Origin of the sequence: Siccirubricoccus deserti (assembly GCF_014283215.1) — a bacterium.
Lineage (GTDB): Bacteria > Pseudomonadota > Alphaproteobacteria > Acetobacterales > Acetobacteraceae > Siccirubricoccus > Siccirubricoccus deserti.
Genome location: NZ_JACOMF010000262.1, coordinates 1 through 660, shown reverse-complemented (window position 1 = coordinate 660; position 660 = coordinate 1). Strand labels below are relative to the sequence as shown.

Below are 660 nucleotides of genomic sequence, written 5' to 3'. Positions count from 1 at the left end.
GGGGATCCGACCCAGCCAGGAGTTGGTCTAGCAACTCATCCGGGATGGTAGGCTGTTTGCGTCGCGGCATGCGATGGCTCCTTCAGCAGCATCGTACCGTCCCAAACACAAACTTCCCGATAGACCCAAAAAACTTCGCCGCCCGCGTAGCCGAGGCTCTGCCGCCCGAGACCGCCGGCAGGCCGATCGAGGTCTGGTTCCAGGATGAAGCCCGGGTCGGCCAGCAGGGCACGCTGACACGCATCTGGGCCAAGCGCGGCAGCCGGCCTCGCAAGCCGCGCGACCGTCGCTACCAGTGGGCCTATCTGTTCGGTGCCGTCTGCCCAGCTCGTGACATCGGGGCCGCCGTGGTACTGCCAAGCGTCAGCGCCGAGGCGATGAACATCCACCTCGCCGAGATCAGCACTCAGGTCGCCGCCAGCGCACACGGCGTCGTCGTGCTCGACGGCGCAGGCTGGCACCAGCAAGGCGGCAGGCTGCGCGTGCCACCGAACCTCACCCTGCTGCCGTTACTGAACCGCCCCGGGTTTGCCGGAGGCTTCAAACCTTGAGAGGTTGGAGCCATGACGAAGAAGACGTCGAACCGGTTTTCGCCTGAGGTGCGGCAGCGAGCGGTACGGATGGTGCTGGACCACGGAGGTGACCACGCCTCGCAGTGGT

The 660-nt window shown here is 66.1% G+C and carries 1 protein-coding gene; it reads left to right on the top strand.

The window, feature by feature from the left end; genetic code table 11:
* The first annotated feature begins 44 nt into the window (after nucleotides 1-44).
* On the top strand, nucleotides 45-551 hold the full coding sequence (locus tag H7965_RS30220; RefSeq protein ID WP_456308223.1) for a transposase: 507 nt from the start codon (nucleotides 45-47) through the stop codon (nucleotides 549-551).
* The last annotated feature ends 109 nt before the right edge of the window (nucleotides 552-660 follow it).

What these genes read in the sequence shown, in the direction of transcription:
- H7965_RS30220 (WP_456308223.1), top strand. Translation starts at nt 45, where the DNA reads ATGGTAGGCTGTTTGCGTCGCGGCATGCGATGGCTCCTTCAGCAGCAT.